25 protein-coding genes and 1 tRNA gene are annotated in these 22798 nt (G+C 68.7%); 11 read left to right on the top strand and 15 right to left on the bottom strand.

The features are described from left to right. Positions 1-54 precede the first annotated feature (54 nt). Positions 55-131 (top strand) — tRNA-Met (locus ACT54R_RS01025). A 218-nt stretch (positions 132-349) separates the two neighbouring features. Then, complete coding sequence (locus ACT54R_RS01020) at positions 350-2272, top strand: sensor domain-containing phosphodiesterase (protein ID WP_476322543.1); 1923 nt, start codon at positions 350-352, stop codon at positions 2270-2272. Here ACT54R_RS01020 and ACT54R_RS01015 read toward each other — a convergent pair. Then, positions 2259-2834 carry a CGNR zinc finger domain-containing protein gene (locus ACT54R_RS01015; RefSeq protein WP_476322540.1) on the bottom strand — a complete coding sequence of 192 codons (576 nt, stop codon included), beginning with the start codon at positions 2832-2834 and terminating at the stop codon, positions 2259-2261. The genes ACT54R_RS01020 and ACT54R_RS01015 overlap by 14 nt on opposite strands. Before the next feature lie 182 nt (positions 2835-3016). On the opposite strand from ACT54R_RS01015, the gene ACT54R_RS01010 reads away from it, so the two are divergent. Beyond that, the gene (locus ACT54R_RS01010; protein WP_476322537.1) at positions 3017-3919 is read left to right on the top strand and encodes an alpha/beta fold hydrolase; all 903 of its coding nucleotides are present in this window, start codon (positions 3017-3019) and stop codon (positions 3917-3919) included. Between the two features lie 120 nt (positions 3920-4039). Continuing rightward, positions 4040-5014, top strand: coding sequence for an alpha/beta fold hydrolase (locus ACT54R_RS01005; protein ID WP_476326328.1), 975 nt, complete (start codon positions 4040-4042; stop codon positions 5012-5014). Positions 5015-5072: 58 nt separating this feature from the next. Here ACT54R_RS01005 and ACT54R_RS01000 read toward each other — a convergent pair whose 3' ends face one another. Both ACT54R_RS01000 and ACT54R_RS00995 read right to left on the bottom strand, forming a co-directional pair. Further along, entirely contained in the window at positions 5073-5711 is a 639-nt protein-coding gene (locus ACT54R_RS01000) for an NrsF family protein (protein WP_476322534.1), read from the bottom strand. Next, the gene (locus ACT54R_RS00995; protein ID WP_168458135.1) at positions 5708-6259 is read right to left on the bottom strand and encodes a sigma-70 family RNA polymerase sigma factor; all 552 of its coding nucleotides are present in this window, start codon (positions 6257-6259) and stop codon (positions 5708-5710) included. Before ACT54R_RS00995 ends, ACT54R_RS01000 begins: the two co-directional genes overlap by 4 nt. 245 nt (positions 6260-6504) lie before the next feature. Here ACT54R_RS00995 and ACT54R_RS00990 point away from each other — a divergent pair, with 245 nt between their 5' ends. Further along, positions 6505-6774, top strand: a complete 270-nt coding sequence (locus tag ACT54R_RS00990; RefSeq protein WP_476322531.1) for a hypothetical protein — start codon at positions 6505-6507, stop codon at positions 6772-6774. Between the two features lie 68 nt (positions 6775-6842). Here the strand turns inward: ACT54R_RS00990 and ACT54R_RS00985 are convergent, their stop codons facing one another. The 3 genes from ACT54R_RS00985 to ACT54R_RS00975 are packed head-to-tail and all read right to left on the bottom strand — an operon-like array spanning position 6843 to position 10323. Continuing rightward, the gene (locus ACT54R_RS00985) at positions 6843-8858 is read right to left on the bottom strand and encodes a hypothetical protein (protein ID WP_476322528.1); all 2016 of its coding nucleotides are present in this window, start codon (positions 8856-8858) and stop codon (positions 6843-6845) included. 16 nt (positions 8859-8874) lie between these two features. Continuing rightward, positions 8875-9666 (bottom strand): molybdopterin-dependent oxidoreductase, encoded by a 792-nt coding sequence (locus ACT54R_RS00980; protein ID WP_476322525.1) that lies wholly within the window; start codon positions 9664-9666, stop codon positions 8875-8877. 15 nt (positions 9667-9681) lie between these two features. Next, complete coding sequence (locus ACT54R_RS00975) at positions 9682-10323, bottom strand: cytochrome b/b6 domain-containing protein (protein ID WP_476322522.1); 642 nt, start codon at positions 10321-10323, stop codon at positions 9682-9684. A 140-nt stretch (positions 10324-10463) separates the two neighbouring features. On the opposite strand from ACT54R_RS00975, the gene ACT54R_RS00970 reads away from it, so the two are divergent. Further along, positions 10464-10934 (top strand): PRC-barrel domain-containing protein, encoded by a 471-nt coding sequence (locus ACT54R_RS00970; RefSeq protein WP_476322519.1) that lies wholly within the window; start codon positions 10464-10466, stop codon positions 10932-10934. 16 nt (positions 10935-10950) lie between these two features. Here ACT54R_RS00970 and mtnK read toward each other — a convergent pair whose 3' ends face one another. From mtnK to ACT54R_RS00935, 7 genes are all read right to left on the bottom strand, one after another. After that, positions 10951-12213, bottom strand: coding sequence for an S-methyl-5-thioribose kinase (mtnK, locus tag ACT54R_RS00965; protein WP_476322517.1), 1263 nt, complete (start codon positions 12211-12213; stop codon positions 10951-10953). A 12-nt stretch (positions 12214-12225) separates the two neighbouring features. Continuing rightward, positions 12226-13095, bottom strand: coding sequence for a nucleoside phosphorylase (locus tag ACT54R_RS00960; protein WP_476326326.1), 870 nt, complete (start codon positions 13093-13095; stop codon positions 12226-12228). 9 nt (positions 13096-13104) lie between these two features. Continuing rightward, on the bottom strand, positions 13105-13833 hold the full coding sequence (locus ACT54R_RS00955; protein ID WP_476322514.1) for a glycosyltransferase family 2 protein: 729 nt from the start codon (positions 13831-13833) through the stop codon (positions 13105-13107). Further along, positions 13834-14901 (bottom strand): radical SAM protein, encoded by a 1068-nt coding sequence (locus tag ACT54R_RS00950; RefSeq protein WP_476322511.1) that lies wholly within the window; start codon positions 14899-14901, stop codon positions 13834-13836. Between the two features lie 37 nt (positions 14902-14938). After that, on the bottom strand, positions 14939-15733 hold the full coding sequence (locus ACT54R_RS00945) for a TIGR04282 family arsenosugar biosynthesis glycosyltransferase (protein ID WP_476322508.1): 795 nt from the start codon (positions 15731-15733) through the stop codon (positions 14939-14941). Between the two features lie 98 nt (positions 15734-15831). Continuing rightward, positions 15832-16479 carry a pyridoxamine 5'-phosphate oxidase family protein gene (locus ACT54R_RS00940; protein ID WP_476322505.1) on the bottom strand — a complete coding sequence of 216 codons (648 nt, stop codon included), beginning with the start codon at positions 16477-16479 and terminating at the stop codon, positions 15832-15834. Positions 16480-16618: 139 nt separating this feature from the next. Further along, the gene (locus ACT54R_RS00935; protein WP_476322502.1) at positions 16619-17179 is read right to left on the bottom strand and encodes a carboxymuconolactone decarboxylase family protein; all 561 of its coding nucleotides are present in this window, start codon (positions 17177-17179) and stop codon (positions 16619-16621) included. Between the two features lie 136 nt (positions 17180-17315). Between ACT54R_RS00935 and ACT54R_RS00930 the strand changes: the two genes are divergently transcribed. From ACT54R_RS00930 to ACT54R_RS00910, 5 genes are all read left to right on the top strand, one after another. Next, positions 17316-18263 (top strand): LysR family transcriptional regulator, encoded by a 948-nt coding sequence (locus ACT54R_RS00930; RefSeq protein ID WP_476322499.1) that lies wholly within the window; start codon positions 17316-17318, stop codon positions 18261-18263. Positions 18264-18391: 128 nt separating this feature from the next. Beyond that, positions 18392-19360 carry a metallophosphoesterase family protein gene (locus ACT54R_RS00925; RefSeq protein ID WP_476322496.1) on the top strand — a complete coding sequence of 323 codons (969 nt, stop codon included), beginning with the start codon at positions 18392-18394 and terminating at the stop codon, positions 19358-19360. A gap of 63 nt (positions 19361-19423) precedes the next feature. Continuing rightward, complete coding sequence (locus ACT54R_RS00920; RefSeq protein ID WP_168458121.1) at positions 19424-19771, top strand: cupredoxin domain-containing protein; 348 nt, start codon at positions 19424-19426, stop codon at positions 19769-19771. Between the two features lie 53 nt (positions 19772-19824). Next, the gene (locus tag ACT54R_RS00915) at positions 19825-20568 is read left to right on the top strand and encodes a sigma-70 family RNA polymerase sigma factor (protein WP_476322493.1); all 744 of its coding nucleotides are present in this window, start codon (positions 19825-19827) and stop codon (positions 20566-20568) included. Next, a complete protein-coding gene (locus ACT54R_RS00910) occupies positions 20565-21395 on the top strand; it encodes an anti-sigma factor family protein (RefSeq protein ID WP_476322490.1) in 831 nt (276 codons plus the stop codon). Before ACT54R_RS00915 ends, ACT54R_RS00910 begins: the two co-directional genes overlap by 4 nt. A 9-nt stretch (positions 21396-21404) precedes the next feature. Here the strand turns inward: ACT54R_RS00910 and ACT54R_RS00905 are convergent, their stop codons facing one another. Beyond that, positions 21405-22142 (bottom strand): haloacid dehalogenase type II, encoded by a 738-nt coding sequence (locus ACT54R_RS00905; RefSeq protein ID WP_476322488.1) that lies wholly within the window; start codon positions 22140-22142, stop codon positions 21405-21407. Positions 22143-22181: 39 nt separating this feature from the next. Then, positions 22182-22781: a TetR/AcrR family transcriptional regulator gene (locus ACT54R_RS00900; protein WP_168458118.1), complete on the bottom strand. Its 600-nt coding sequence runs from the start codon at positions 22779-22781 to the stop codon at positions 22182-22184. Positions 22782-22798 lie beyond the last annotated feature (17 nt).

Below are 22798 nucleotides of genomic sequence, written 5' to 3'. Positions count from 1 at the left end.
ATTGCTACATACGCCTCGCCGAACACCGGTTCGCCGGCAAAGTCTCGGTTCTGACGCGGGGTGGAGCAGCCCGGTAGCTCGTCAGGCTCATAACCTGAAGGTCGCAGGTTCAAATCCTGCCCCCGCAACCAAAATCCTTGATCTCAAGGTCTCAAAGGGTCGCCGCAAGGCGGCCCTTTTGCGTTTCCGCCCGGCGCGGCGGGACCCGGGTAAGCCCAAGCTTACGTATCAATCCCGAGACGGCTCAGCGCACGCTCTCCTCGCGTTCCCGGTCGCCTGGTGCTACTTTAAAGCGAAATAACGACCCGGTTTCGTGCGGCTTAACCTGCTGGCGAAAAGGGGAAAAGGGATGAAATGTCCTCCAATACCTCCCCACGAGAAGGACAGGCTCGCGGCGCTCGATAGCTACGGCCTTGCCGGGCAGGGAACGGTCGCGGGGCTCACGCCGTTGGTGGAGATGGCGCTGCGCATCTTCAATGTGCCGATGGCCGCCGTGAACATGATCGGCGCCGACAGCGTCTTTTTCGCCGCAAGCGCGGGCTTCGGCGACGACGTGGACAAGCGGCGGGAAGTCTCCTTCTGTGCCCACACCATCCTTCAGGGCGCCACCATGGTGGTGCCGGATGCCACGCACGACGAGCGCTTCCACGACAATCCCCTTGTTTCCGGGGCCACCAACATCCGCTTCTATGCCGGATTCCCCCTGCTCTCGTCGGACGGGCATGCCATCGGCGTGCTCTGCATCCTCGATACGGTGCCCTATGACGGCTTTACCGACGAGGATCGCATCCGCCTGAGCGATCTCGCGCACATGGTGATGGACCGGCTGGAGATTCGCCGAATGGCCATCGCCGCCTCGGTGGGCGGGATGGCGACAGCGAGCCCGGTGGTGGCGCCGGAACAGCTGGCACATCTCGCCCAAATCGATGCCCTGACGAGCCTGCCCAACCGCCGCCACTTCTATAGAGCGGTGGAGGCGGCGCTTCTCACCGGCCGGCCGTGCGGGCTGCTGATGATCGATGTGGACGGCTTCAAGGACATCAACAACATCCTCGGCCCCACCTCGGGCGATGACGTGTTGAGAGCGATCGGTCAGGTGCTGTCCACCGAGGTGCCGGCGAGGGCCGCCGTCGCCCGCATGGGCGGCGACGAGTTCGCCGTTCTGGTTGGCGGTCTGACGGAGGAGGCGGCGGAGCCCTTTGCGCGCAGGCTCCTCGGAAGGATCTCCGAGCTCGCGCCCACCGGGCACGAGGAGATGCAGATCTCTGCCAGCTGCGGCATCGCGCTTTCGCCACGGGATGCCCTGGAGCCGGTGGAACTCATCGGCGACGCCGACCTCGCGCTCCATGCCGGCAAGGCGAAAGGGAGCGCGAGCATCGCGGTTTATTCGCCGGCGCTGCGCACCGATGCGCTCGACCGCCGCCTCTCCAGCATCGATCTCCACCGGGCGGTGGCCAACGGGGAGTTCGTGCTCTTCTACCAGCCGCAGGTGCGGTTGTCCGACGGCGCGCTGGTCGGCGCGGAAGCGCTCATCCGCTGGCTGCATCCCAGCCGCGGCCTGCTGTCGCCCGCGGTCTTCCTGCCGACGCTGGAAGCGGGCGCGCTGGCGCCACAGGTCGGGCATTGGGTGATCGAGGAAGGGTGCGCACAGGCGGCCCGCTGGCGGCGGCAGGGGGCCGCGGATTTCCGCATCGCCGTCAATCTCTTCGCGTCGCAGTTCCGCACCGGCGATCTGCCCCGCGAGGTGGCGGAGGCCCTGGCCCGGCACGGCCTGCCGCCGGAGGCGCTGGAGCTCGAGATCACTGAGAACATCGTCCTGTCGGACCATTCCACCGCCATGGATATGCTGACGCGGCTGCGGCAGATGGGCGTGCGCATCGCCTTCGACGATTTCGGTACCGGCTATGCCTCGCTCAGCATGCTGACGCGGTGCCCGGTGAACTGCATCAAGATCGATCGCAGCTTCGTTCAGGCCATGCTGCGCTCGCCGCGCGAGGCGGCGGTAATTTCCGCCATCCTGGAGATGGGGCGGACGCTGGACATGGATGTCATCGCCGAGGGCATCGAGACCGAGGCCGAGCGCGCCTACCTCACCGAGCGCGGGTGTCCCGAGGGACAGGGCTATCTCTTCGGCCGGCCCGTCCCGGCGCTGGAGTTCGAGGCCCGTCTGGGCCGCGCAACCTTCTTCGTGCCGCCGGTCGATGCGGACTGCCAACCGCCGGCAGGGGCGCTTGCGAAGCGACGCAGCTATCGGCGCCCTAGCCCTCGGTGACCGCCGAAGCCCGCAGGCGGTGGCTCCGCACCTTGCTGCGGTTGCCGCAGGCGGCCATGGAGCACCAGCGGCGGGTGCCGTTGCGGGCGGTGTCGTAGAAGACGAGGCTGCACTCGGGATTGGCACAGTGCCTGAGCCGCGCAGGCTCATAATGGGCGGCGAAATCGGCGAAATCGGCAGCGATGGCGGCCAGCGGCCCGGCGCCTTCGGGCCGGCGATGCTCCACCTCCAGCGCATCACCCCGCCAGACAAGGTGCGGCTGGGGCACACCCGCCGCCAGCAGGGCATTGATGGCCTCAACATCCGCCGGCTTCGGCTTCGCGCCGGTGCTCAGGCATTCGAACAGGCGGGCGAGCGTCTCGCGCAGGGCGAGCGCCTCCCGACGCAACGCCTCGGCGCTGGCCGCTTCGAGGCCGGCCGCTTTCAGCCAGCGCTGCCAGCCCTCGTCGGTGCCCAGAAAATCCCCCAGCGCGACCGGGGCGGAATTGACGAGATCGATCCACAGGCGGCTGCCCAGGAAGGGCATCCCGTCGCGGAAATCGCTCTCTTGCGGTGTCGTCACGCGATCCTCTCGTCTCTGCCCGTTCTGGGCCGCTTGGAATGGAGGTGTAACCGGAAAGATAGGCCATTACCGGTCGGGCACAAGCGGGCATCGTCTCCGTAACCACTAAAAATAGCGTTGACAGGTTTGTTCAGGCGTGTAACCCCATAATTGGCATTAAGCTAGTTACGTGGAGACATCCCATGCACGCCGTCAACACCGCCGCGCGCTCCGGCGCCGGAACCGAGGTCGCCTATCACCGTGCCGCCATCCAGGGGCTGGACATCTTCTACCGGGAGGCCGGCCCGGCTGATGCGCCGGTGGTCGTGCTGCTGCACGGCTTTCCCTCCTCCTCGCACATGTTCCGCAACCTCATTCCGGCCCTCGCCGACCGCTACCGGGTGATCGCGCCCGACTATCCGGGCTTCGGCCAGTCCAGCGCGCCGGCGCCGGAGGCTTTCGCCTACAGCTTCGACAAACTCGCGGACGTGGTGGAGGCGCTGCTCGAAGGGCTCGGCATCCGCCGCTATGCCCTCTACATGCAGGATTACGGCGGTCCGGTGGGCTTCCGGCTCGCGGTCCGGCATCCCGAGCGGGTGACTGGGCTCGTCGTGCAGAATGCGGTGGCGAACCTCGAAGGCTTTCACGCCAATGCGGCCGCCGCTTTCGGCCCCTACTGGACCGACCGCAACGCGGAAACGGAAAAGCCGGTCCGCGGCTTCCTCGCCGCCGAGACCACCCGCTTCCAGTATGAGCACGGCTCGTCCAGCCGCGCCGACCGCCTCTCGCCCGACACCTGGACCCACGATCAGGCGCTGCTCGACCGCCCCGGCAATGACCGCATCCAGCTGGAGCTGCTCTATCGCTATCAGGACAATGTGGGCGCCTATCCCGCCTTCCAGTCCTACCTGAAGGACCGCCAGCCCAACATCCTGGTGGTGTGGGGCGACAACGATCCCTTCTTCACCGCCGAGGGGCGCGACTTGTTCAAGGCGCTGGTGCCCACCACTGAAGTGCACGCCTACGACGCCGGCCATTTCGCGCTGGAAACCCACCTGCCCGAGATCGCCGGCGCCATTCGCGGCTTCCTTGCCCGCGTCGCCTGACGCCCGTCCCGGTCCTCGCCGCGCCGGAGAATCCGGCGCGGCCTTCCCTTCAATGGAGCCAGCCCCGTGCCCCTGACCCTGTCCCCGTCCTCCATCTCCGGCCGGATCTCACTTGCCGCGATGGCCGTGCTCGTCGCTCTGTCGCTGCCGACACCCACATCCGCCGCCCCGCCGTCCGCAGCCGCGGCTCCGGCCACGCTCTCGCCCACGGTGCACTACCGCTCGAAGAGCATCGGCGGTGTCGAGGTCTTCTATCGCGAGGCGGGCCCGGTGGATGCGCCGGTGCTTCTGCTGCTGCACGGCTTTCCGTCCTCCTCGCACATGTTCCGAAACCTCATCCCACTGCTCGCCGACCGCTACCGGGTGATCGCGCCGGACTATCCAGGCTTCGGCCACAGCGGCGTGCCGGATCGGGCCCAGTTCACATATGGCTTCGCCGCCTTCGCCGATCTGGTCGACGGCCTCATGGGCACCCTCGGTGCGGAACGTTACGCGCTCTACGTGATGGATTACGGCGCGCCGGTGGGGTACCGGCTGGCGCTCAAGCATCCCGAGCGGTTGACCGCGCTGGTGGTGCAGAACGGCAATGCCTATGAGGAGGGCCTGAGCCCGTTCTGGTCGCCGCTCAAGGCCTATTGGGCGGACGCATCACAGGCCAACCGCGAGGTGCTCCGCGCGGGCCTCACCCGCGAGGCGACCCGCTCGCAATATGTGAACGGCGTTGCCGATGTCTCGCGTGTCGATCCCGACACCTGGCTGGTGGCCCAGGCCCTGCTCGATCGGCCCGGCGTGGACGAAATCATGCTCGATCTGTTCAAGGACTATGCGAGCAACATCGCTCTCTATCCGCAGTTCCACGCCTTCTTCCGTGAGCGGAAGCCCCCGACGCTGATCGTATGGGGAGCCAATGACGAGATCTTCCCGGCGGCCGGCGCACGGGCCTATCTGAGGGATCTGCCAAAGGCGGAGCTTCACCTCCTGAACAGCGGCCACTTCGCCCTGGAGGACAAGGGCGCCGAGATCGCCGTCCTGATGCGTGACTTCCTCGGACGCTCGCTCCCGGCCAACGCGCCCGGAAAGCCCGCGGCGCGTTGAGAAGAGAATGACCGGCCGCCGTCCGCGCTTCCCGGGCGGACGGTGGACCGGGCTGGGCTCACCACTTGAGGAAACGCGGTCCCGTCAGCCAGCCGAAGCCGGCGACGATGGCGAGTGCGGCCGCATACCAGACGCCCACATAGGCCGGCGCGTCGTTCACGCAGAAAGACGCATAGGCGAGGGCGCCGATGCCGCCGGCCACGAGACCAAGCAGCGCGCCGCAATAATGCAGATCGGTCGGCGCCGTCTCGCGCAGCACCAGGGTCAGCACCACGAGCGGAATGACCGACAGGAGCGGGATGGCGACCACGCAGACCAGCCAGTCCTTGAACATGCCTCCGAGGCTGCTCGACGCCGGCAGGGCGACGATCTGGATCACCGCCGCGAACCACACCAGCGCCAGAGGCAGGAGCACAAGGCGCAGCAGCCGTCCGTTCGCGCGGCCCGCACGGGCCGCGCGGCGCAGACCGTGGGCCGCGATGACCACCACCGCCGAGAGGAAGCCGACCTTCACCACGAAGCCGAACGTGCCGATGGCCTTCAGCAGGTCCGGCCGCACCCCCAGCGCGAAGATGCAGGCGACCGCAGCGAGGCAAAGCGAGCCGGCCATGGCGAGCGTTAGCAGCCGGTCCTGCCGGGCGGGGTCCACGGCCTCGACGCGGGTGGCGAGGAAATCGATAAGGTCGTCGGTGTTCATGGGCGTGCCTCCGACAAAAGGGCAGCAAGCTTCTTCATGCCGCGATGGATTCCGATTTTCACCGCGGCATCGCTCATGCCGATGCGGGCTGCGGCTTCGGCGATGCTGAGGCCTTCGATCTTCACGTATTCGATGGGGAGGCGAAAATGCCGGGGCAGCGTCTCCAGCGCCCGGTGCAGTTCCCGCGATGTATCCACCGCCTCGTATCTGTCGACGTCGGCGAGATCGTCCATCTCATCGATCTGAACATTGCGCAGCGCCCGCGCATTGAGGCGCAGATGGTCGATGAGCTTGTAGCGGGCAATGCCGTAGATCCAGGCGAGGACGGGCGAGGAGCCGTCATAGGTGTGGCGCTTGGTATGGATCACCAAAAGCGTGTCCTGCACCAGATCCTCCGCATCGTCCGGTCCGGCGCCGCTGCGGCGCAGGCGGTTGCGGAAATAGCTGCGCAGGCGCACGGACACATGCTGCAGAAGCACACGGTGCGCTTGCGTATCGCCGGACTGGCTCGCGCGCATCAGCGCTTCCAGGTCGGGTTCTCGGCTCATGAAATTCCCCCTCATGAGCACGTCTTCGCGGGCCGGTGTTCACAGGTTACGCCCCGCGCGATCACGAGGACGCGAGGCGTCGGAGGCGCAGCGGAGAGACATTGATGCGCGAGCGTTTACGGACGGGACTAAGGGGAAATGCGCGGCCTCAAAATCTGTTGAACATGTCTTTCTCGCTCCCTGTAACCAGGGTGCATAGACTTGCGGAATATCCAGCATCATCGCTTCGATACTGGAGAAGATACATGCGTAAGTCGATCCTGCCCTTCGTCGTCCTCGCATCCGCGCTGGCCTTCGGCACCGCCGCTTTCGCGGACGAGACCGAGACCGCCGTGAACCGCGAGAGCCTGCGCGTCGCCGCCGGCATCGGCCCCGCCGATCAGGCCCCGCTCGGTTATGGCGCCATCTCCGGCGGCCACCGCGGTTTTGCCGGCGCGCAGAGCGCCGAGCACACGCTTTCCGACGCCGACCGCGCGCTGTTCAAGCTCGGTGATCGCGGCCTCGGCAGCAACTGATCAGGCCTGAAAAAGCCGGCCGCGGTGGTTCGCCCATCGCGGCCGGCTTTTCGCGTTCAAGAGCGAGATCAGCGTGCGGCCTCGCGCGCCACATAGATGCGCCAGCGCCCGTCTTCCTCCTGTGTCAGCCGATAAAGCGGACTGGACGCGAAGGGATCGGCGGACCAGGCGCCGTCCTGCGCCGTGACGACGATGGCGCCGCAGCCGAAGGCCCTGCGCAAGGTCGCCACGTCCTCCGCCGTTCCGGTTCCGGAGAACACCCGGTCGAAGAGCCCCGCCGCCTCCACACGCTCCGACGCGGAGAGAGGCGCGAAGGCGAGCGCCATCTCCCGTCCGCCGAAGCAGGAGCGGCGGCGTGACAGGAGCGCCCATGACAGGTTGATGGGCCAGGGCGTCAGCTTCTCCAGCCGCCCCGGGTTGCTGGCGATCCGCACCTTCGGGCCCACCTCCCGCCGCACCGCCCGCCACAGGGCCGGGTCGCCGGCGAAGACGCGGCCCTCCGCGCTCGGTTCGCCCGTGATGTTGCGCTGGGCGAGGGCGAAGGTGTCGGGCAGTCCGAGGGCGATGAGGGCGAGGCCGGCGGCGAGAAGGGGGCGCGCGCGCCGAGACCGCATCGTCTGTGCCGCCATCGACAGCGCCGCCGAGAGCGCGACGCCCGTAAAGGCCGCGAGCACCAGGACCGCGGGCAGCACGGCGCGCCAGCCGAGATCGTTGTTTTCGCCCGCCGTGCTCTGCAGGGTGGCGCTCACCAGCAGTGCGACAACCGCCAGCGCCGCCAGAGGAGGCGTGAGCCGCCGGGCCGGCCTTCCGCCCAGACGCCTAGCAAGCCCCAGCGCCAGACCCGCCCCCCCGACAAACAGGATGGCCGGAAACTCCACCGGCAGCAGCACTAGCCAGTAGGCGAGAGGATCGAGCACCGCCCGTGCCGCGTCCGTCCAGGCGGAGCCGAGCACGGGCATCGGGGCGAGTTGGATGGGCGTGCCGCCGCCCCGCGCCGCCGCGGCCTGAATCTGCGCCATCAACAAGGGCGCGGTGAGTGCGAGTGCTACCAGCGCCGCGCCCGCGAGCGCCAAGACGACGCGCAGGCGTCCCTTGGCCGGAGGCAAGAACACCACCACAAGCGCCGCCGCCGTTCCTGCCAGCGCGAAGGTGACGCCACCCACCCATAGCGAACTGCTGAAGGCCGCAGCTGCCGCCAGCCCGATCAATCCCGCCAGCACCGCCCCGTGCCTGGCATCGGAGGCCGCGCGCAACCGTGCCATCAGCAGCACGGCGATCACGCAGGCGGTGGCCGAGGCGACATGATGCGGGCTCCAGCTCGTCTGATAGAGGAGGCCGGCGAGGCCCGAGGCGGGTTCGAGCGCGAGATCCACCCGCGCGCCGCCGAACAGCGCCGCCGCCACCGGCCGGAGGGACCCCGCCGACGCGGCGAGGAGCGCGAGGAGTGGGGCGGACATGCCGGGGCGCAGGCGGAAGGCGAGCCCCGCCACGAGAGCTAGCGCCGCGAAGCCCGTGAACCAGGTGGCCACCGCGTCCGCGGCCCAGCCGTGCGCGCCGGACAGGACGGCGAGTTCCGCCGCGCCGAAGTGCCAGAGATAATAATAGGCCACCGTCCCCGCCGCGCCGTCCGCCCCGAACACCGGGTTGGCGGGCGGGATGGATCCGTTCTGCGCGATTTCGTCGATGAGGATGATCTTGGCGTGGTCGTAGATGGGCGAGGCGAGGGCGATGGCGCCGTCCGGCATCACCTTCGGCAGCACGCCCAGCATCGGCACGAGCGCGAGGAGGCCGGCGAACACCAGCGCGACCAGCGGAAAGCGCCCTCCGGCCGGTGCGCGGGGAAGGGCGAGCGCGCACAGGCCCACCGCCGCCGCCGATCCGATGATGACGACCGGCGCCAGGTCGAACAGGTGTGCCGCGGCGAGGGCGACCGGCGTCTGGGTCGCCCATCCGAGCGCCGGAGCCAATGCGAGCGCGGCTGTCCGGCCGTAACCCAGCCCGCGCGCCAGCAGCCAGCCCGGCGCCCCCCACAGCAGGAGCGCGAGCGGGAGGCACAGGAGGAGGCTCGTGAGAGGCACCATCACGGGGTGGCGCCGGCCGTCACAGGCCCGCGAACCAGTTGAAGCCCTGCTTTTCCCAGAAGCCGAGGGGGTAGGTGTTGGTCACCTCGATGGCGCGGATCCATTTGGGGTTCTTGAACCCGAGCTTCACCGCCGTGCGCAGCCGCATGGGCGCGCCGAACGGGTCGGTGATGGGCTCGCCCGCATAGTGCGTGGCGAGAATGGTCTGCGGATGGAGCGCCGAGGCCATGTCGATGCTCTCCATGTAGTCGTCATTGCCGTAGAAGGCGATGTACTTGGCTGAAAGGTCCGCGCCAACGCGGGTGAGGAAGTCCCTCAGGTTCGGCCCGGACCACTGGCCGATATAATCCCACCCCTCCACGCAGATGTGGCGGATGATGACTTCTTGTTGCGGCAGCGCATTGATGCGGTCCAGCGTCCAGGGGCGCTTGTCCTTGATGAGGCCGGAGAGTTCCAGCTGCCAGGTGGAGAGGTCCACCGGCTTCACCTCGTCGATCTCGTAATAGGCGTTGAAGCGCGGCGGCTTCACCACGAGGTCGCGGGAATAGGTGGGGGCGAGCCGCTTCGGGTCGAACAGGGCGGCCTGTACGCCGTCGTTGAAATCGGAAACGGTCCGCAGGACGCCCTGCACCTCTTCGCGATTGGAGATGTCGCAGCCGGCCAGCAGCGACAGCGCGCCAAGGCTCAGCGAGCCGCGCAGCAGCTTGCGGCGGTCGATGCGCTCGAGGAGGACATGGTTCTCCACGAGGAGGCTCTGGTCGGGCCGCGCAATGGAGGCCCGGTTTGGCCGGAAGAAGGAGCGGAGGGACATTGGCGTGGCCTCAGGTCAGCGCGAAGGATCGGGCGCGGGCGCGCCATCGGCGGGGATAGTGTCGGGATCGGGCAGGCGCGGGCCGCCCGTGAACATGGCGACGAGTGTCTTCGGCACCAGCAGCGCGAGGGCGACGTGGACCACCATGAACAGCACGATGGCCGCCATGCCGAGGAAGTGGATCAGGCGGGCCGACTGGAACCCGCCGAACAGCGAGATCAGCCCTGAGAATTGGACCGGCTTCCAGATGGCGAGACCAGAGGCCACCTGCACCACGATGAGGGTGATGACGCCCACATAGAGCAGCTTCTGCACCGCATTGTAGTGGGTGAGATCCTGGTGCTTCAGCCGGAAGGTCAAAGCGGCGAGCGCCTCGGAAATCACCTCGCTCGGGCGGATGGGGAAGAGCAGGCGTGCGAAGCGGCCGGTGGCGATGCCGTAGGCGAGATAGGCAAGGCCGTTCAGCACCAGCACCCACATGCCGAAGAAGTGCCATTGCAGCCCATGCTGCGCCCATACGCCGAGCACGATGGCCTGCGGGAAGTGCAGGAAGCCGAAGATCACCTCGTCGTTATAGATTTTCCAGCCGCTGCCGATCATCACGATCATGGCGATGGCGTTGGTCCAGTGCATGATCCGCAAGGGGAGCGGATGCATGCGTCTTGATGTATATTTTTTCATGTGCATCGCTCTCGCTCCGGATTTATTGAATTTAATTACGTGTCGCGTAATAAATGTTGACCGTTCATCGTAAGTATAGGTGTGTATAGTCAATCAAACGATCTTGGAGACTTCGAATGCGCCCCAATCGTTCTGTTCTTGCCCTCGCTCTTGTCCTCGGCGTCACCGCCGCCGGAGCGCCGGCGTTCGCGGCCGGCCCACCCCACGCCAACACCCAGACCGCGCCGGGGGAGGACGACCTGACCCCCGCCGAACGGATGGCCGAGCGCTTTCCCCAGAAGGTGCGCGTGGGCGATCTCGTGGGCCTGCCGCTGCTTGATTTCGACGACCGCACGCTGGGCTTCGTCACCGAGGTGGCGCGCACGCCGGAGGGCGGCATCGTGCTGGTGGTGCCGGTGGGCGGCTGGTTCGGCCGCGGCGGTCGCCCGGTGCCGGTGCCTCTCGAGACGGTGGCGATCCTTGGCCGGCAGATCGCGCTCCTCGACATCCCGCGCGATGACCTGCCGAAGCTCGCCTCCTGGACGCCGGGCGCGGGCCAGAGCGTGCCGGCAGATGACATCATCCGCATCGCCATCACACGGCGCTGATGGGGAAAGGGCGCGGTCATGGCCGCGCCCTCTGCGTTTCCGCGAGGAGATTGGCCGCCTCGATGGACGGGATCTGCCTCCGGTTCAGCGCCAGGTGCCGGCCGAAGGCGAGGGCGCGCCGTTCCAGCCGTGCGCGCAGGCTTACGTCCGCGATGGTCTCGAACTCGGCGATATGGGCAAGGCCCAGAATGCGGCGGCTGATCTCCATGCCAGCGAAGCCCAGGGCATCCTGCCAGACGGACGTGAGATGGGCAGCCAGCGCCACCTGTGCGCCGGCCTCGTCTCCCTGCGCCTCGAACAGGTCGGAGCCGCCGAGGATGCCGGTTCGCTCATGGGCCCAGAGGCGGGAGAATTCCGCCTCGAAGGTCCGCCAGAGGATGCCGGCGGTGGCCAGCAGGAATTCGCAATAGGCCGCCGCCGCCCGCGCCTCGGCACGGTGGCCCTCCTGCGCGAAGGCCGCCATCCAGAGGTTGGCGAGGCACACGCCCACATCAAAGCCCATGGGGCCATAGAGGGCGAACTCGGCGTCGATCACCCGCGTATCGGTGGGCGTCGCCATCACCGATCCCGTGTGCAGGTCGCCGTGCAGCAGGGTCTCGGCGCAGGTGCAGAAGCGCGCCTTCATCTCCGCCGCCGCGAGCTTCAGCGCGCGGTCGGTGCGGAAGGCGGTGGCGATATCTTCCAGCCCCGGCGTGTGTCGGTTGAGGGGGGCCGCCTTGAACGGGTCGGAAAAGACCAGTTCCTCGGTGATGCCAGCGAGTTCCGCATTGCCCGCGAACAAGGCGAGGTCGGCCTTGCGCGCCACGGTGAGCATGGACCAATCTGAGCCCCGGAACAGCGTGCGGGCGAGATAGAGCCCGAGATGTGTGCCGAGCAGCGGCAGTTCCTCCCCCGCCATGAAGGCGCGGCGCGCCACCTTGTGCGGGCTGAGGTGCTCCATGGCGAGCATCGCCTGGGCGGGATCGAAGAGGATCAGTTCGGGCGTGCGGCCGGGATCGCGCGCGCCCAGGCGCGAGAGCGCCTCATGCTCGAAGAAGGCGCGGTCGAGGGACATGGGCCAGCTCTCGCCCACCACGCGGGCATAGGGCAGCGCCTGCTTCACCACCACCGAGCCCTTCGGCCCCTCGACGATGAAGACGAGGTTGAGGTTGCCATCCCCCACCTCCCGCACCTGCCACGCGTCCGCCGGCCCGAGGCGGTGGAAAAGCTCCGGCCGTTCGCCGAGGCGGTGGGGCAGGCTTTCGGCGTCGAGGGCGAGATAGGCGGTGCGGTCGAGCATCGGGCCGTCCTCTCAACGGGGGTGAACGGCGCAGTGCGCCATCCAGGCGGTGGCGAAGCCAACGGCGAGGGCGATGGAGCGCGCCGCGCCGTTGTGGTCGCCCTTCTCGAAATCGCCATGCACCCGGCCGAGCTGGTTGGTGACATGGGCGAGGCACAGCACCGGCTTTCCTTGCGCGTGTGCGAAGGCGTAGAGCGCGGCCGCCTCCATCTCCACCGCCAGCAGGCCTTCGGCCTTGCGGCGGGCGATGGCGGCCTCGGTTTCGCGGAAGGGGGCGTCGGTGGTCCAGGTCGCGCCGGTCAGCACCGGCCCGGTATCGTCGCTGCAGGCCGCGCGAGCGATGGTGATGACCTCCGGGTCTGCCGGGGCGAAAGGGGCGGGCGGCAGATAGTGGTAGCTGGTGCCCTCGTCGCGCAGCGCCCGCTCGATGATGATGTGGTAGGAGGGCGGCGCGTGCGCGGCGATCTGCCCGGCCGAGGCTACCGAGATCAGAAGCTCACAGCCGCAGACGAAGGCCTGCTCCGCCACCAGCACGGAGAAGGACGCGCCCACCGCATAGCCGACGATGCCGAATGAGAGGCCCTCCGCTTCCCAGGTCCACATATCGGTGTGGTAGCAGGCCCAGTAGGGCGAGCGGACGGCGCCGAAATGCGCGCGCACATAGTCCACCATGTCGCCGTCGGGATCGAGCAGCACCACGCGCGGCACCGGGCCGGCGTCGAGCCCCTTCTGGCGGCGCGCCTCGCGCATCATGTTCTCGGGCCGGAACACCGATGGCGCGCGATGGTCGGCCCGCTCGATCAGCGGCAGGAATCCTGAGGGTACAGGCGCGGCACGGAAGCGGGTGATATCGTCGGCATCGTCGAAGGGCTGGAGCAGCATGGCGATCACTCACATCTTGTTCGGCGCGACGGCGGGCGCGGCACTCTGGGTCGCGACCCGCAGGAAGGTGGAGATGATGCGGGTGCCGGCGGTCAGGGTCGTGGAGAGGTTGCCGGCGACCTTGGAGACACCGCCCCTGCGGCGGCGGTAGGCGACGGGAATCTCGACGACGGCGAGCCCGGCGCGGGCGGCGCGCATCTGCATCTCGATGTTCCAGCCATAGGTCAGCTCCCGCATGCCGAGGCCGACCAGCGCCTCGCGGCGGATGGCGCGGAAGGTGCACATGTCCGAATAGGCGACGCCGTAGAGCGCGCGGATGCCAAAGCCTGCCGCCCGTCCCGCAGCGACCTGGTGCCAGGCCATGGCGCCTGGCTCGCGTACGCCCCGGGTGCGGGAGGCGATGGCGAAGTCCGCCTTGCCCTCGGCGAGCGGCTTCAGCAGCGCCGGCAGGAAGGCGGGGTCGTCCGCCCCGTCCGCATCCATGAAGGCGACGATGTCGGCGTCACGGGCCTCGCACACCCCTTCCAGACAGGCCCGCCCGAAGCCTCGGCCCGAGGCGAGGACGGTGGCGCCGGACGCCGCCGCGATCTCGCGCGTGCCGTCGGTGGAACCGCCGTCGGCGACCACCACGAGATCGACGACGCCGCTCGGAATCTCCGCGAGGGTGCCGGCGATGGCCTCGGCCTCGTTCAGCGTCGGGATGACGAGGGCGACCCTCGGAGCGGGGGCGCGGGCCATCTAGAGGCTCCAGCGCAGGCCGCAATTGGCGCAGGCGGCCGGCGGCGTTTCGGAGAGGAGGCCGGCGCGGAACGCCTTGTAGGCGTCGCCGTGCCAGATGTCGGAGAGCGACTGGGTTGTCGCGTCGCCCAGCGTGTAGTTCTCGTAGCCGCGCTGGGAGAAGGGCGCGATGCAGCAGGGCAGCGCGCGCCCGTTGGCGGTGAAGTACATGACCGTCCACGGCCGCCGGCACATGGACCAGGGCGAGCCGTCCTCCGGCCGCTTCAGGCTCATGCCCGGCTCGGAGGCCGCGCCGGAGGCGGAGAACACCATCCCCAGCTCCGCCGCTACCCGCGCCGCCTCGGCTATATAGGCGGCCTCGTCGGTGTTGATCTGCTCGTAGAGCGCCTGGTCCGGGCGGGCGCGGCCGATGGCCTCCTGCTCGAAGAAGACGAGGCGCTGGAGATAGACCTCCCGCACCCCCAGTTCCGCCGCTACGCGCACGAAGTCCGGCAGCTCGGAGATCGTCTCCTTGAGGCCCGTCAGCCAGGCGGAAACGCGGGGATTGGCGTGGCCCTCGCGCTCCTGCAATTCCCGGAAAGCGCGCACGTTCTTCAGGATCCGGTCGAAGTAGTTCTTGCCGCGGATGACGCGGTAGGAATGGGCGTTGGCGGCGTCGAGGGAGACGCGCAATTCGTCGAGCCCGGCGGCGATCATTGCCCGGCCGTTCTTCTCGGTCAGCACCGTGCCGTTGGTGTTGAACAGCACGTAGGTCCCGCGGTCCTTCAGGTAGCGGACCATGCGGTCGAGGTCCGGCACCAGCATGGGCTCGCCCACGCCGTGGAGCACGCAGCGCTCCAGATCGGGGATCTGGTCCACGATGGAGGTGAACAGCTCCCAACTCATGTCCGCCGGCGGCTCAAGCTCCTCATAGGTGCGCGGGCAGGTGGTGCAGAGCAGGTTGCAGCGGTTGGTGGTCTCCAGATAGAGGCACACTGGCTTCCGGACCGGCACGCTGGTGCGGTCCGTTTCCACCCGCTCGAAATAGCGTTTGGAGATGGCGGGCGCGCCGGGGGTCAGGGCGTTCATCGGCAAGGTCCGTTGCTGGAAGGAGAGGCGGCCGCGATCAGGAGGCGCGGCGGCAGGGAGGATCGATGTCGGCGACGGGCAGGCCGAGCCGTTCGGCGAGGCGTCCCTGGGCGAGGAGGCGCCTGAGCAGGTCCGCGCTATTGCGCGCCGCGCCGCGGGCGAAGGGCGTGGTGCCGAAGGGGACGCCGGCGATCAGCTCGCCATGGAGCAGGCGCAGCGCGTGCGCATCGTCCACGTCGTACCAGGGGGGCAGCACATGGACGGGAAGGCCGATCTCGGCGGCGCGGGCCAGCGTCTGCTCGCAGACGCGCTCGGTGCTCCAGTCGATGTCCGCGAACAGGTGCCAGTGCGGCGCCTTCAGGCCGAGCACATAATAGCCGCCGTCTGTGGAGGGGCCGAGCACGGCGCGGTCGCCGGGCCGGGCGAGCACATCGGCGAGTTCCGCGAGCAGGGCAGGAGGCAGCGTCGGGCTGTCGGAATTCAAAACGGCCGCCGCGGGATGTCCGAGGGCGAAAAGATGGGCGAGGGTCATCGTGAGGCAGGCGCCGAAGTTGGCGGCCACGGCCTCCATCCGCCCGACGCCCGGAGGGAGCACGGCATCGAAGAAATGCGCGGCACCGGTCGGTCCGTAGGCCACATAAGGCGAGACCGGCGCCATTCGTCCGGCGGCGAGGATGTTGCCGACGATGTCCTGGATGAAGGCAGTGTTGAACGCCGCCGCCTCCGACGGAGAGAGAGGCGGACAGAGCCGTGTCTTGGTGCGGCCCGGCGCCGAGGCCTTCGCCATCACGGCGATGGCACAGGAACGCGCGTCCTCGCGCAGGTCGATCATGGCTCGTCCCCGTTCCGGTTTTGCTTGTCTGTGGAAGAATTCGTGGTGGAAGCGGCCCCCGTTACGTCGCTCACGAACGAGTGAACGGGAGCTTCGCTTCACGTAACTGCGGTGTCGCCCGCGCCGACGAGGCTGCGCAGGCGCGCGACTTCCATTTCCAGGGCGGCGATGCGTGCCTCGCGCTCCTGCAAGGCGGCGGCGACGAGCGCGGCGTCGATCTTCTGCGGGATGTGCTGCGGGCAGTTGATGTCCCAGGCCGAGACCTTGAGGAGCAAGGCGCGCTCGGGAAGGGCGCCATAGTCTTCGGGCATCAGTCGGGCCACGAGATCCGTATCGCCCTCCACCACGGAGAGTTCGCCCCACACCTTGATGCGGCGGCGGTGGGTGTAGTCCATCAGGAAGAGGAAGGCCTTCGGGTTTTCCGAGGCATTGCCGACCGTGATGTACTGCCGGTTTCCGCTGAAGTCCGCCATGCCGAGGGTGTGTTCATCCAGCACGCGGATGAAGCCCTTCGGTCCGCCGCGATGCTGGACATAGGGCTGACCGGCGGCGTTCGCGGTGGCGAGGAAGGCGGTGTCGATGCCGCCGAGGAATTGCACGAAATCCGGCGTCAGCTCGGTGCGGAAGCCGCCGCGCGCTTCCACACGGGCATAGGCCTGGCGCGAGCCGCGCGCCTGCTGCGCCGCCTTCACCGCCGCCGTGAAGGCGACGTCGCTGGACGGGGGGATCGCATGGGGTTCGGACATGGCAGCCTCCTTCGGAAAACGCGAGGTGCCGGGCCCCGTGAGGGGCCCGGCGGTGAGGCTTCGGCTGGCACCCATCCACGCTCCGCCGTTTGAGGGGCGGTTCGTCCGGCGGAGCGCGTTCGGATGCCGGCCGCAGGCCTCAGGCGGCCCGCGGCGCGCCGGAGCGCACCACGGGAAAGTCGATCTCGGTGCCGGCGACGTTGTTGAGGTAGTTGGTGAAGATGTTCACGGCGACATGCGCCACCACTTCCACCAGCGCACCGTCGTCGAGGCCGGCAGCGCGAGCGGCGGAAAGCTCCGCATCGCTCACCTGGCCGCGCTTGGCGACCACCGCGCGGGCGAAGGCGATTGCGCCTTCCGCCTTGCTGTCCGCCGCGCGTCCGGCGCGGGCGAGGGTGACATCGGCGTCGGAGAGGCCGGCGCCCTTGCCGATCAGGGTGTGGGCGGAAAGGCAATAGTCGCAGCCATTCACCTCGGCGACGGCGATGGCGAGGCTCTCGCGCGTCTTCGCCGGCAGAGCACCGGCGCCCAGCGCGCCCGACAGGCCGATGAGGCCTTCAAGGGCGGCGGGGGCATTGGCGGCGACCTTGAACAGGTTGGGCGTGGCGCCGAATTTCGCCTGGACGGCGGAGAGCAGCTCCTTCGCCTTGCCGGCGGTGGTGGCGGGATCGAGAGCCGGGATGCGGCTGGTGTGGTCCATGGGGGCGCCTTTCGCGTTTCGCTTGGGGTCGGGCCGGCGTTCGATCGCGGCCCGGTGACGAATAGCTAGGGCTTCCCGCTCTTGTGCTGAATGGCTATAATCTGAAAGCTATTGTTTCATTATCTGAAATCGAAGAATGGACCGCATCGACGCCATGACCGCCTTCGTCGCCGCGCTGGACGAGGGGAGCCTTGCCGGCGCGGCGCGGCGGCTCGGGCGCTCGCCGGCGGCCATCACGCGGGCGGTTGCTCTTCTGGAAGAGCGGCTCGGCACACGCCTCCTCCACCGCACGACCCGCGCGCTGCATCTCACCAAGGCCGGCGAGCGCTATCTCGCCGCCTGCCGCGCGATCCTTGCCGAACTTGCCGAGGCGGACCAGCTCGCGGCGGGCGAGCGCACCGATCCGCGCGGCCTTCTCTCCCTCACCGCGCCGGTCACCTTCGGGCGGCTGCATGTGGCGCCGCTGGTGGAGGAATTGCTGGAGGCAAATCCGAAGCTGGAGGCGCGTCTGCTGCTGGTGGATCGGGTGGTGAGCCTGATCGATGAAGGCCACGACGCGGCGGTGCGCATCGGTCAACTGCCGGATTCCAGCCTGGTCGCGACGCGGGTGGGGGAGGTGCGCCGCGTGGTCTGCGCCAGCCCGGCCTACCTCTCCGCCCACGGCGCGCCGCTTGTGCCGGCAGACCTCGCGGGCCACCGCGTCGTCTCCTTTTCCCAGATCACCGACAATGCCATCTGGAGCTTCGCGCCCGGTCCCGGCGGCGGGTCGCGCAAGCAGGTGACGGTGCGCCCGCACTATGTGGTGAACGGCGCCGAGGCCGCCATCGACGCCGCCGTGCGCGGCCGTGGCATCACGCGCGTGCTCTCCTATCAGGTGGAGGAGGCGGTGGCGGCCAAGCGCCTCGTGCTGCTTCTGGAAGACTATGAAGGGCCGCCCTTGCCGGTGGCCATCGTCTACCCCGAGGCGCGCCTGCCGGCGGCGAAGCTGCGCGCTTTCGTGTCGTTCACTGTGCCCCGCCTGCGCAGCCGGCTCGCCGCCCTGCCGGTGTCCTCCGCCGCAAAAAATCTCTCAGGTCGGGAATAAACCGGCCCGCTCCCCGGTCTTGGCCCCTGTGGGACGCCCTGAGGCGACGCCCACGCCTCGACCGCCGCCGCTCCGAACGGGCGCGGGGTCGCAGCGCCGGCCGCGCCCGGCGCCATGCGGAGAGATCCATGAGCAGACACGAACGGCCGTCCTCCGAGACCGCCCCCTTGCGCGACGCGGACGGCATCGACCGGCGCGGCTTCCTCGAATGCATGACCTGGGCCGGCACCGGCATCCTGTGGTCCATGTCCGGCGGCGTCGCGAGCGGCGTCGGCCTCGGGCGCGCGCTCGCGGCGGAGCCGGCGAAGACGCTGACCTTCCTGCAGATTTCCGACAGCCATGTGGGCTTCGACAAGGCCGCCAACCCGGATGCGCTGGGCACGCTGCGCGAGGCCGTGGCCCGCATCCGAACCCTGAAGGAAAAGCCCGCCTTCATGATCCACACCGGCGACATCAGCCACCTGTCCAAGGACAAGGAGTTCGACGACGCCGACCAGATCATCAAGGAGGCCGGCATCCCTGTCTTCTACGTCCCGGGCGAGCACGATCTGCTCGACGAGGGGCAGGGCAAGGCCTATCTCGACCGCTACGGCAAGGGATCGAAGGGCGCCGGCTGGTACAGCTACGATCATGGCGGCGTGCATTTCATCGCGCTGGTCAACGTGGTGAACCTGAAGGCAGGCGGCCTCGGCAATCTCGGTGCCGAGCAACTGGAATGGCTGGAGAACGACGTCGCCGGCCTGCCGTCCTCGACACCCCTCGTGGTGTTCGCCCACATCCCGCTCTGGACCGTCTATCCCGAATGGGGCTGGGGCACCGCCGATGGGCTGGAGGCCCTGTCCTACCTGAAAAGGTTCGGCTCGGTGACGGTGCTCAACGGGCATATCCACCAGGTGATGCAGAAGGTGGAAGGCAACGTCTCCTTCCACACCGCGCGCTCCACCGCCTTCCCGCAGCCCGCGCCCGGCACTGCCCCCTCGCCGGGGCCGCTGAAGCTGCCGGCGGGCGAGCTGAGGAAGAATCTCGGCATCGCCACGGTCAATTTCGTCCGCGGCTCGGAACCGCTCGCCATTATCGACAGCCCCCTCGAAGGCTGAGGCGACGTTCGCCGCCGCGTTACGGCCGGCTGCGGCCGGCCTCATCCAGCAAGGAGCTTCCCCTTGAAACCGTCGCGTCTTCTCATCCCGCCGCAGGTCGCGGCGCTCGCAATTTGTCTCGCCCTTGGTGCGCTCGCCACGCCGGCCCTCGCCGAGGACGTCACGGTCAGCATCGACAATTTTACCTTCACGCCCGCCGAAGTCACCGTGACGCCGGGGACCACCGTCACCTGGATCAACAATGACGATATTCCACACACGGTGGTGGATAAAAAGCAGGCGTTCCGCTCGAAGGCTCTCGATACGGAAGGCAAGTTCTCCTTCACCTTCACGAATGCGGGAGATTACTCGTATTTCTGTTCCCTTCACCCGCACATGGTCGGAAAGGTCATCGTGAAAGCGGGCGGCTGACGCCCGGTCGGGGAGCGGCTGCGGCCGCTCCCTCCATCTGGAATGGGCATGGGATGATCTCGATCGCGACCTTCCCGCTGGCAGGCGGGCGGCGGTGGTGCGGCGCCGGCCCGAGCGGGCTGCGCGGCCTCGTCGCTGCCGTTGCCCCTGCGGTGCGCGCCCTCTTCGCCGTGGCCGCCGCACCGGTGGAGGGCGCTGCCCCGCGCGCCGAGGAGACGCGGCCCGGCCGGCCTCTCACAGCCACGGAGGCGGCGCGCTTCCGCGCCAGCATGCTGCCGCATCTCGACGCCGCATATACGCTCGCCCGCTATCTCACCCGCGATGCGGACGCCGCGCAGGATATCGTGCAGGAGGCCTACCTGCGCGCGTATCGCGCCTTCGCCGATTTCCGGGGCGGCAGCGCGCGCGCCTGGCTGCTCGCCATCGTGCGCAACTGCCACCTGAACTGGCGCGAAGATCGCCGCCGCGAGATGCAGCGCCGCGCGCCGGACCTCCCGTCCGCGGACGAGGACGCAGGGATGGAGGATGCGCTTGATCTGCTGGTGGACGGCGAGACGCCCGAAACCATCCTGCTTCGCCGCGCACAGGCGGACCGGGTGCGCGGCACACTCGAGCTGCTCCCAGAGCCCCTGCGCGAGGTGCTGGTGCTGCGCGAGTTGGATGACCTCTCCTATCGCGAAATCGCGGATGTCGCGGGCGTGCCCGTAGGCACCGTCATGTCGCGCCTTTCCCGCGCGCGGCGCCATTTCGCCGACCTGTGGGAACACGTCGCCGGAGGGGCGGAGGCGGTGCGATGAGCGAAGATCCGGGTCGCGCGCCCGAGCCCTGCGCGGAGTGGGACGCGCTTCTCAATTCCTACCTCGACGGGGAACTCGACGCCGTCCATGTGATGGAGGTGGAGCGGCATCTGGCCTCCTGCCCCGCCTGCGCGGCGCACCTGCGGCGGCTGGAAGATGCGCACGCGCTGCTCTCCTCCGGCGCGGCACGCTGGCCCGTGCCCGAGGGGCTGCACGCGAGCGTGGTCGCCGCCCTCGCGGCGGAGGAGGCCGGCACTTCACCGGCGGCCGGGTGGAGTCCGGCGGCGCTGTGGCACCGCGTCTGGGGCAACGCGGGGCGGACCGTGACGCGCCAGCGCTTAGCGAAATGGAGTCTCGTGCCCTCCCTCGCGGTGCTGGCGGTGGCGATCTTCATCGCCGTGCTGCCGCCGCGCGGGGGCGCGCTGGAGGACGAGCTGGTCGCCGGCCATGTGCGCTCCTTGCTGGCCGATCACCTCACCGACGTGGCCTCCTCCAACCAGCACACGGTGAAGCCGTGGTTCGGCGGCCGCATCGATTTCTCCCCGCCGGTGGTGGACCTTTCCGCCCGCGGGTTTCCGCTGGTGGGCGGGCGTCTCGATTATGTGGGGGGGCGGGTCGTCGCGGCGCTGGTCTATCGCCGCAACGGCCATGTCATCAACGTCTTCGTCTGGCCCGGCGCGTCCGGCGCTCATACGGCGAAGGGCCGCGACGGCTACACGCTCATGGGCTGGAGCGAGGCGGGGCTCTCCTATTGGGCGGTGTCCGATCTCAATCCGGTGGAGCTGAAGGAGTTTCAGGAGGATTTCGTGGAGGCGCTGCCGAAATAGGGCCCCGCCTCAGCCCGCGATGTGGCGGCTCACCAGTTCTGACAGGCTGGTGACAACCACGTCCGGCGCATGGCCGAGGGCTTCCTCCTGCGTCCGCAGGGCACGGTAGAAGGCCGAGGCCGTCAACGGTCCGGTCGCTGTCAGCTCCGCCGCGAGGGCGGCTTCCGGCACGCGGGAGATGCGGGCGACGTTGAACCCGAAACTCTTGGCGCCGGCGATGTCGAACCCGTTGGAGGAAACGAACATCACCTCGTGGGGCTTCACGCCCAGCCGTTCCTCAACGAGCTCATAGGCACGGGGATCCGGCTTGAAGCAGCGCTTCGCATCGACGCTGATGGTATCCTCGATGAAGGGCGCCAGCGGCGAGTTGCCCACCAGCGCCTGCAACATGCCGGGGCTTCCGTTGGAGAGGATCGCCCGTCGCACGCCGGTGAGGGCGGCCAGCGCCTCGGCGGCGTCCGGATAGGGCGTCAGGCGGTTGTAGGCCTCGGCGAGGGCATCGAACAGCGCTTCGGTCGGCTGGAGCCCGAGGATGCCGAGCGTGTAGGTGAGGGCGCGGCGCGTGACGGACCAGAAGTCCTCATAGTCCCCCATGAGCGAGCAGAGCCAGCTGTATTCCAGCTGTTTCATCCGCCACACCTGCGTGATGATCTCGCCATGGCCGGGGAAGGCCGCATCGGTGACGGCACTCACCGACTGCACATCGAACAACGTGCCATAGGCATCGAACACATAGGCCCGGATCATGGGAGGCGTCCTGCTGCGGGGGAGGGATCGCCCGCCGGATCAGCCCGGCGGGCGCGGATCGAGGGCGGCGAGGGCAGGCTTCACCACCCCCTCCAGCAGTTCACGGCCGGGGCGCAGGCGTGCCAGCACGCGCAGGCCGAGGTGGACGCCGAGGAGCATGCGCGCCAGCTCCTGCGCGGTCTCCCGCTTCTGGATCGTCCCGTCCTTGCGGCCGGCCTCGACGCGGCGGGTGAGGAAAGCTTCCACCTCGCCGAGGGAGGCGAGGGCGGCGGCGCGCAGCTCGGGGTCGTGCGGCCCCATCTCCACCGCCGCATTCACGACGAAACAGCCCTTCATGTCCGGATCGTCGAGCGCGCGCTCCAGCGTCTCCCGGAAGAAGCCGGCGATGGCGTCGCGCGGGGCAATGCCGGGAGCCTCCAGCCGGCGGATGCGTTCCGCCATGCTGTGGCTGGCATAGCGCTCGAGCGCCTTCTCATAGAGCGTGCGCTTGTCGCCGAAGGCGTTGTAGAGGCTGGCGCCGGTGAGCCCCATGGAGGCGGCGAGATCGCGCACCGAGGTCGCTTCGTAGCCGCGGGTCCAGAAGCAGCGCAACGCCGCGTCCAGTACCTCGCCCTCGTCGAATGCCCTCGGCCGCGCCATCGTAACCCGTCTTTCCC

Source organism: Xanthobacter sp. DMC47 (genome assembly GCF_056313845.1).
Note: the sequence above shows the minus strand (reverse complement) of the source record. Positions and strands in the feature narration are given on the sequence as shown.

Excerpts from the sequence above, each read along its gene's own strand:
- ACT54R_RS01020 (WP_476322543.1), top strand. The coding sequence starts at position 350 with ATGAAATGTCCTCCAATACCTCCCCACGAGAAGGACAGGCTCGCGGCG.
- ACT54R_RS01010 (WP_476322537.1), top strand. The coding sequence starts at position 3,017 with ATGCACGCCGTCAACACCGCCGCGCGCTCCGGCGCCGGAACCGAGGTC.
- ACT54R_RS01005 (WP_476326328.1), top strand. The coding sequence starts at position 4,040 with ATGGCCGTGCTCGTCGCTCTGTCGCTGCCGACACCCACATCCGCCGCC.
- ACT54R_RS01000 (WP_476322534.1), bottom strand. The coding sequence starts at position 5,711 with ATGAACACCGACGACCTTATCGATTTCCTCGCCACCCGCGTCGAGGCC.
- ACT54R_RS00995 (WP_168458135.1), bottom strand. The coding sequence starts at position 6,259 with ATGAGCCGAGAACCCGACCTGGAAGCGCTGATGCGCGCGAGCCAGTCC.
- ACT54R_RS00990 (WP_476322531.1), top strand. The coding sequence starts at position 6,505 with ATGCGTAAGTCGATCCTGCCCTTCGTCGTCCTCGCATCCGCGCTGGCC.
- ACT54R_RS00980 (WP_476322525.1), bottom strand. The coding sequence starts at position 9,666 with ATGTCCCTCCGCTCCTTCTTCCGGCCAAACCGGGCCTCCATTGCGCGG.
- ACT54R_RS00975 (WP_476322522.1), bottom strand. The coding sequence starts at position 10,323 with ATGCATCCGCTCCCCTTGCGGATCATGCACTGGACCAACGCCATCGCC.
- ACT54R_RS00970 (WP_476322519.1), top strand. The coding sequence starts at position 10,464 with ATGCGCCCCAATCGTTCTGTTCTTGCCCTCGCTCTTGTCCTCGGCGTC.
- mtnK (WP_476322517.1), bottom strand. The coding sequence starts at position 12,213 with ATGCTCGACCGCACCGCCTATCTCGCCCTCGACGCCGAAAGCCTGCCC.
- ACT54R_RS00960 (WP_476326326.1), bottom strand. The coding sequence starts at position 13,095 with ATGCTGCTCCAGCCCTTCGACGATGCCGACGATATCACCCGCTTCCGT.
- ACT54R_RS00955 (WP_476322514.1), bottom strand. The coding sequence starts at position 13,833 with ATGGCCCGCGCCCCCGCTCCGAGGGTCGCCCTCGTCATCCCGACGCTG.
- ACT54R_RS00950 (WP_476322511.1), bottom strand. The coding sequence starts at position 14,901 with ATGAACGCCCTGACCCCCGGCGCGCCCGCCATCTCCAAACGCTATTTC.
- ACT54R_RS00945 (WP_476322508.1), bottom strand. The coding sequence starts at position 15,733 with ATGATCGACCTGCGCGAGGACGCGCGTTCCTGTGCCATCGCCGTGATG.
- ACT54R_RS00940 (WP_476322505.1), bottom strand. The coding sequence starts at position 16,479 with ATGTCCGAACCCCATGCGATCCCCCCGTCCAGCGACGTCGCCTTCACG.
- ACT54R_RS00935 (WP_476322502.1), bottom strand. The coding sequence starts at position 17,179 with ATGGACCACACCAGCCGCATCCCGGCTCTCGATCCCGCCACCACCGCC.
- ACT54R_RS00930 (WP_476322499.1), top strand. The coding sequence starts at position 17,316 with ATGGACCGCATCGACGCCATGACCGCCTTCGTCGCCGCGCTGGACGAG.
- ACT54R_RS00925 (WP_476322496.1), top strand. The coding sequence starts at position 18,392 with ATGAGCAGACACGAACGGCCGTCCTCCGAGACCGCCCCCTTGCGCGAC.
- ACT54R_RS00915 (WP_476322493.1), top strand. The coding sequence starts at position 19,825 with ATGATCTCGATCGCGACCTTCCCGCTGGCAGGCGGGCGGCGGTGGTGC.
- ACT54R_RS00910 (WP_476322490.1), top strand. The coding sequence starts at position 20,565 with ATGAGCGAAGATCCGGGTCGCGCGCCCGAGCCCTGCGCGGAGTGGGAC.
- ACT54R_RS00905 (WP_476322488.1), bottom strand. The coding sequence starts at position 22,142 with ATGATCCGGGCCTATGTGTTCGATGCCTATGGCACGTTGTTCGATGTG.
- ACT54R_RS00900 (WP_168458118.1), bottom strand. The coding sequence starts at position 22,781 with ATGGCGCGGCCGAGGGCATTCGACGAGGGCGAGGTACTGGACGCGGCG.